Genomic DNA, 5407 nt, shown 5'->3' on the forward strand with positions numbered 1-5407 from the left:
TGTGTGACTGTCAATAGTCAGGATAGACGATCGGTGCGCGACCGCTTAAGGTGGTGGCGTTCCGGCGTCCGAGCAGCCCTTGTATCGGTAACATTTTGACGCAATATCTCGTAGTCTGCCAGCGAGACCATCACGACCGGGTCATGCCCTGCGCCAGTAATGACGACTTCCTCACGGTTATTGACGACGTCGTCGAGAACTTGGACATAGTTGGCTCGCGACTCTGTGTAGCTCACTGTCTCCATGAAGAAACCTCCTGTACAGAAAGTTGTGCATGCACATTTGTCGTCGCCCGCTTTTTTCAGGTTGCGAGGGAGAGACTCTCGTGGCGCGGTTCGGAGATGCTCTGTGCGGGCTAGGGACGCCAGAAGCTAGTGATGTGATCTTTCGTGGCGAGTTGGTAGTCGATGAGCGTTGCGAGCAGCTCATAGTCGACGGGTGCGCTCCATAGTTGGCGGACGAGCATGGCGGTGCGGTCGGTGCCGCGCTCTTGCATGTATTGCGTGAAGTGCTCCATGGTGGCGCCCTCGGGAGCTATGGACAGATGCTTCTGGGCTGCCGAGAACCCAATGATGAAGGTTCCGTGGTGCGTGAACATGGGGGCGTTCCAAGCGATCCGCATCTCGAGGCTCGGGTAGGTGGTTTGGACCCATTGGAGCACTTCAATCATGCGTTCACGCTTAGGCCCCTCAGGAACGCCGTCTAAGAACTCGTGCAACGTGGTGATCGCCATAGCTTCCACAGTAGTTGGAATTCGCGGGCAACCCGTGGTGCTACCGCCTTGACACTTCTGGCGACAGGGGTCAACGACAACGGAGCCAATTGCCCGGTCCAACAGTTGAGAGCAGGCTAAAGTGCCAGTATGGAACTGCTCGGGCCCCCAGCTGCTGGACAGTTGCTCATTTCCACTGAGCCTGGAAAAGGTGGCTACTTCGATCAGACCGTCGTGTTAGTGCTGGAGCACAACGACGCGGGCACCCTCGGCATTGTGCTCAACCGCCCGAGCGATCTCGACGTCCCCCAGCCGCTCGCCCAATGGGAGCCCCTGCTCTCGCCGCCGTCGGTACCGTTCCTCGGCGGCCCAGTCAACGAACATGCGGTGGTGGCACTTGCGCAGCTCGCCAACCCCGAGCAGAGCCCGCCTGGATGGCAGCAGATATTCGGAGAAGTGGGCCTCGTCGACCTCGACACCCCCGTGGAGCTCGTCGAGGGGGCATTCGCGCACATGCGCATGTACGTCGCCCTATCTGGGTGGGAAGCCGGCCAGCTCGAAGGCGAACTCATCCGCGGTTCCTGGTTTCGAACCACCGCTCGCGCTGAGGAAGTGTTCGGAATCCCCGACGATCTGTGGCGGCGGGTGCTGCGGCGTCTAGGTGGTGCCGTCTCCAGGTGGTCCACCTGGACTGCCCTGCCTATACTCAATTGAGGCGGAAGAATGCCCCGACATTGACCCCACTGTGTGGTTGACTGCATCTTGGTACCCCAAATGGAGGAAACGTGACCGACGACGTGATGGACGACGAGCTGCTCGCCCCGCCGAGCTTCGAAGTCGTGCCTGACGATTCGACGGAAGAGGCCGAGAACGACGTCGAGGTATGGTATTTTTCGCACGGTTTCACCGACGCACGGCAGGTGGTCCGCATTTGGGTGGACGAGGACACTCGGCATCTCGAGCGCGTGAAACTCTCCCCTCGGTGGCGCGAGCGGTTGGCAGGTCATTCGCTGAGCGACGCTTTTTTCGAGGCGTTCTTCTGCGCGAACCTCCGCTTTGGCCAGTCGCGTAATCTTGAAATCCCGGAACCGGAGCCCGTCGAAGTGGAATTTGAGGGTACGCATGAAGAGCTTATGGAGCAGTACCTCGATCTCATGGATCGCATCCGTGAACTCGACGCCCGCGCCCCAGAGAACGTCCGCTGGGCAGATTTCGAAGGGGAGAAGATTCGTGCAAGTGGCCGCGGCGGCAACGTCACCGTCACCTTGTCACTGGCCGGACTGACGGAGAAGGTCGAGTTCAACAAGACCTGGCTGGCGTCAGCTGGCGCCAGTGAGATTGCTGATCAGGTGTTGAAAGTGCACCGTAAGGCATACGGCAACTATGTCCCACCCGTTTTCGTACCTGGCGAGCGGGAAGAACTGGCCGAAGAGTGCAGAAAGCTATCGGCTGCTCTTCAATCAAAGATGTCCAAGGGAATCGCATGACTGACAAGAATTTGCGGAACGATACGAGTGATGCCGCCGACGACGACCTCCTAAATCGAGAACAAGAGGCGACGTTGAACTACCGCGACGTGCGCAGTGCAGAGAAGAAGCACTCGAAGGGCCGGCGGCGTGGCCCCCTGCCTGTCACGGGCAACGCCTATTCGCGTGGGGGCGCGGCGGGTGCCGTTCCGGCAGGTGCGCCGCCCGCAGCTCAGGGTGCGGGCAACGCTGGCCTCACGCCCGCGCCGACGCCGCTATCGCCTATGGCTGAGGCAGCGGCAGCGGGTTCTGTTGGCGTGATGGCCGCCGGTGGGGAAGTGCACTTCGGCAATGAGCAGCTGGCGGCAGCAGGCGTCGACCACTCCGAAGATCCGTGGGGCGCCTACGACAACCCCGAGAACATTCCGGGCCTGACACTGGACGAAGACGAGGAACGCGCCGACAGCGCACGGACTTCGATGGCCATGCGCAGCTCTGGAACCCGCGGTGGGAAGAAAGGCGCCGGCAGCGGCATGGGCCCCATGATGCCCATGGCCGGAGCGGGAGCCGGCGCCGCCGGAGGTGGAGCACCTGGTGGGACGACGCTCCCGAGCGCCACCCTCGGAGGTTTCGGCGGAGCGCAAAATCTTGCCTCCGCCCAGCAGGCCCTGACCTACCAAAGCATGAGCGGCGGCGCATCGTCGGCAGCTATGGCGGGCCTGCAGAGTTCTCGAGCCACGGGCGCGATGTTTTCGCCGCCATCCTCAGGTGTGCTCGCCGCGGGAGGCGACGTGCAAAGCAGCGACCCGGCGGCATTCGCCGAAGCGATGCGTGCTGCAGGCATCGACACTACCCAGCAATTCATTGAGGGCCCCGACGGAAACCTGTACCCGAACCCCTACTACGACGGTGGCGGGGCAGGACGTAGCGGGTTCGGAAGCTCTCTCGGTCTTGGCAGGGGAGCCGACCTGAACGGCGACGGATATGTTTCAAACGAAGAGATGGCGCGCTGGAATGCCGGTCAAGGAAAAGTGAGCGACGGGGTCTCAAACTCCTGGTCGGGCCTCTCGCATGGTCAGCGTTCGCACGACGCCACGCACGGTGTTCCTGCGCCAGATGCCGGTCCTTCTCTTCAAAACGGAGGCGTCCGTCAGGGGGTCGAAAGACTGAGCCGCGACGCTTACCGCGACGCCATCACGAACCACGGGGGCAGCGAGGGAACGTCGGCTTCATCGGGCGTGAAGCAGCAGGTTTCTGGGCTGCAATCCACCCAGTACTCACACCTGTCCGACGCACCGAGTCAGCCGAGCGCTAGTTCGCGCGACTTCATTCGCAACGCTGGTGGAGTGTCAAAGCGGGCTGGGCACACGAACGCAACAGCGAAAGACTTTTCGGTGCGCAGCGAAGAATTACGCGTAGAGGCGAAGGCCTGGGATTCGATTGCGCAAGAGCAAGCTAGGCTCAGGGATCGGTTCGACAGGCTCGTTGGCGATGCTGCCACCTTCGGGGTGATGAGCCGGTATATGCAGCCAAGTTACGAGGCTATGCGTGAAGCGTCGGTGGTTTCCACCGAGCATCGCACAGGGATAAATCAATATACCTCGGAGAACATGGCGTTGAGCGCCGAAGCCTATGACACCACCGAATTGCAGAATGCCCAGCTCTCTGACAGGGAGATTCCGTGACGATGAATAACATTTTCGCAGACCTTCAAGTGCGCACGAAGAAGCTAGGCAGCACGCTGACGAAAGCGATCATGAACGATCAGCAAGAGATCTCGATGACGCTCAGTCTGGCATCCAATATGGGCCTTTCTGGTGCAGCAGCTACAGTTGCCGCCGCGATGGCACAAACGGCACTGCGCGGGGCCACCACGAAAGGTAATGCGGCGCTGGCGCAGATTCATGCCATCACAAGGTGGGCGGAGCAGAGCAAAGATTCCTCCTGCAGGCTGAAAAACCGTGGTCAGTCGTGGTTCAACCTGAGCCAAGATGTGGGAGAGCTGCTTACCCTCATGAAGGATGTGCAGCGCCGAGGCATCAATAACGCATGGTCTGGTGAAGCGAAGCAGCAGTGGCAAGCCTTCACCGACCGTCAAATTGAAGAGCACAGTAACTTTGAGGAGGCCGTCGCCACGGTCTCGCCGTTGCTATTCGATGCAGGCGACCTCACTGACCTCTTATTGGGGAGATTTGTGCTAATAGCGCAAGTGGCTCTGCTTCCTGGAGAAACGATTGCTTCTCGTCCGCCGATGCCCAACCCTGTTGGATTCGGGATCGGTACCCGGACATCCGAGCTCGCAGGCCTGCTGAGCTGGTGTGCCGCCGAGTTCCGCAGGAATCAGCGCGGCCGCTGGCGCTTTTGGGTTGGAAAAGCCTCGGTAGACCTTCATTATACTGGGGTCGTGATGGTGGACAGCCTTGACCGAGTTGAGCCCTGAGGCTTTCGCCTTCTGCACCTCCTGTTGACGCTAAGCGGCTCTTCACAATGCAGGGTGTAGGTGGGGTTTGAATCCTCCGGTTTCGAGGAGGCTTCTGGCTATGTAGTGGGTCAGGTTCCTAAATCCCAAGGCGATCCCGCGGAGGTGTTCGAGGCGTCCGTTGATCGCTTCGGTTGGGCCGTTGCTGGTGCCTGGGCGGTCGAAGAAGGCGAGCACGTCGGCCGCCCGTCGGTGGAGGGTCCGGCCCAGGCTGACGAGCTCGACGAGGTCTCTCGGGACGCCGGTGCTGACCGAGTCGATCACGCCTTGAAGGAGGAATCGTCCAAGTTGCTTGTCGGGATGTCGGTAAGCCACGACGAGCCGTTGGTAGATACTCCATGTCGCGTAGACCTCGGTGTGCTGTTCGTCGGCGAACAGTGCCTCCAGTCGGGCGACTTGCTTGTCGGTGAGTAGATCGACGCCGGTGAGCAGGGTGCGGCGGGCGCGGTAGAGCGGGTCACCGGCGCGGCCCCGATGCCCGCAGGTGTCTTGCTGGACGCGCTGGCGGCAGCGGGTGAGCGCTTCGCCGGCGAGCCGGACGACGTGGAACGGGTCCATCACCGTGGTGGCGTTGCCGAGTTCCTCGACCGCCGCGGTCTTGTAGCCGGTGAATCCGTCCATCGCGACGACCTCGATCCCCTTGCGCCAGGCTCGGGGGCGGGCGGCGAGCCACGTCTTGAACACCTGTTTTGAAGCGCCCTGGGTTTCGTTCTGTTCTTCAAGTAAGGATGGAATCGATGAATCAGAAGT

At 61.1% G+C, this 5407-nt stretch carries 7 protein-coding genes; 4 read left to right on the plus strand and 3 right to left on the minus strand.

The genetic code is table 11. From position 1 onward, the window contains the following. Positions 1-17: 17 nt before the first annotated feature. Together Q0X61_RS12495 and Q0X61_RS12500 are read right to left on the minus strand one after the other, a co-directional pair. Entirely contained in the window at positions 18-245 is a 228-nt protein-coding gene (locus Q0X61_RS12495) for a type II toxin-antitoxin system Phd/YefM family antitoxin (RefSeq protein ID WP_297743125.1), read from the minus strand. Between the two features lie 110 nt (positions 246-355). After that, positions 356-733: an iron chaperone gene (locus Q0X61_RS12500; protein ID WP_297743127.1), complete on the minus strand. Its 378-nt coding sequence runs from the start codon at positions 731-733 to the stop codon at positions 356-358. A gap of 129 nt (positions 734-862) precedes the next feature. Here Q0X61_RS12500 and Q0X61_RS12505 point away from each other — a divergent pair, with 129 nt between their 5' ends. The 4 genes from Q0X61_RS12505 (at position 863) to Q0X61_RS12520 (ending at position 4618) form a co-directional block, all read left to right on the plus strand. Next, entirely contained in the window at positions 863-1426 is a 564-nt protein-coding gene (locus Q0X61_RS12505) for a YqgE/AlgH family protein (protein WP_297743129.1), read from the plus strand. Between the two features lie 71 nt (positions 1427-1497). Then, the gene (locus Q0X61_RS12510; RefSeq protein ID WP_297743131.1) at positions 1498-2199 is read left to right on the plus strand and encodes a hypothetical protein; all 702 of its coding nucleotides are present in this window, start codon (positions 1498-1500) and stop codon (positions 2197-2199) included. Continuing rightward, on the plus strand, positions 2196-3863 hold the full coding sequence (locus tag Q0X61_RS12515) for a hypothetical protein (protein ID WP_297743133.1): 1668 nt from the start codon (positions 2196-2198) through the stop codon (positions 3861-3863). The genes Q0X61_RS12510 and Q0X61_RS12515 overlap by 4 nt, the downstream gene beginning before the upstream one ends. Beyond that, complete coding sequence (locus tag Q0X61_RS12520; RefSeq protein ID WP_297743135.1) at positions 3860-4618, plus strand: hypothetical protein; 759 nt, start codon at positions 3860-3862, stop codon at positions 4616-4618. Before Q0X61_RS12515 ends, Q0X61_RS12520 begins: the two co-directional genes overlap by 4 nt. 42 nt (positions 4619-4660) lie before the next feature. Here Q0X61_RS12520 and Q0X61_RS12525 read toward each other — a convergent pair. Further along, the coding region (locus Q0X61_RS12525; RefSeq protein ID WP_297743137.1) for an ISL3 family transposase at positions 4661-5407 on the minus strand (747 nt) is incomplete at its 5' end.

This window comes from uncultured Tessaracoccus sp. (genome assembly GCF_947255005.1).
Lineage (GTDB): Bacteria > Actinomycetota > Actinomycetes > Propionibacteriales > Propionibacteriaceae > Arachnia.

Bases quoted from the DNA above. Each gene is read 5' to 3' on its own strand.
- Q0X61_RS12495 (WP_297743125.1), bottom strand. From the start codon at position 245: ATGGAGACAGTGAGCTACACAGAGTCGCGAGCCAACTATGTCCAAGTT.
- Q0X61_RS12515 (WP_297743133.1), top strand. From the start codon at position 2,196: ATGACTGACAAGAATTTGCGGAACGATACGAGTGATGCCGCCGACGAC.
- Q0X61_RS12505 (WP_297743129.1), top strand. From the start codon at position 863: ATGGAACTGCTCGGGCCCCCAGCTGCTGGACAGTTGCTCATTTCCACT.
- Q0X61_RS12500 (WP_297743127.1), bottom strand. From the start codon at position 733: ATGGCGATCACCACGTTGCACGAGTTCTTAGACGGCGTTCCTGAGGGG.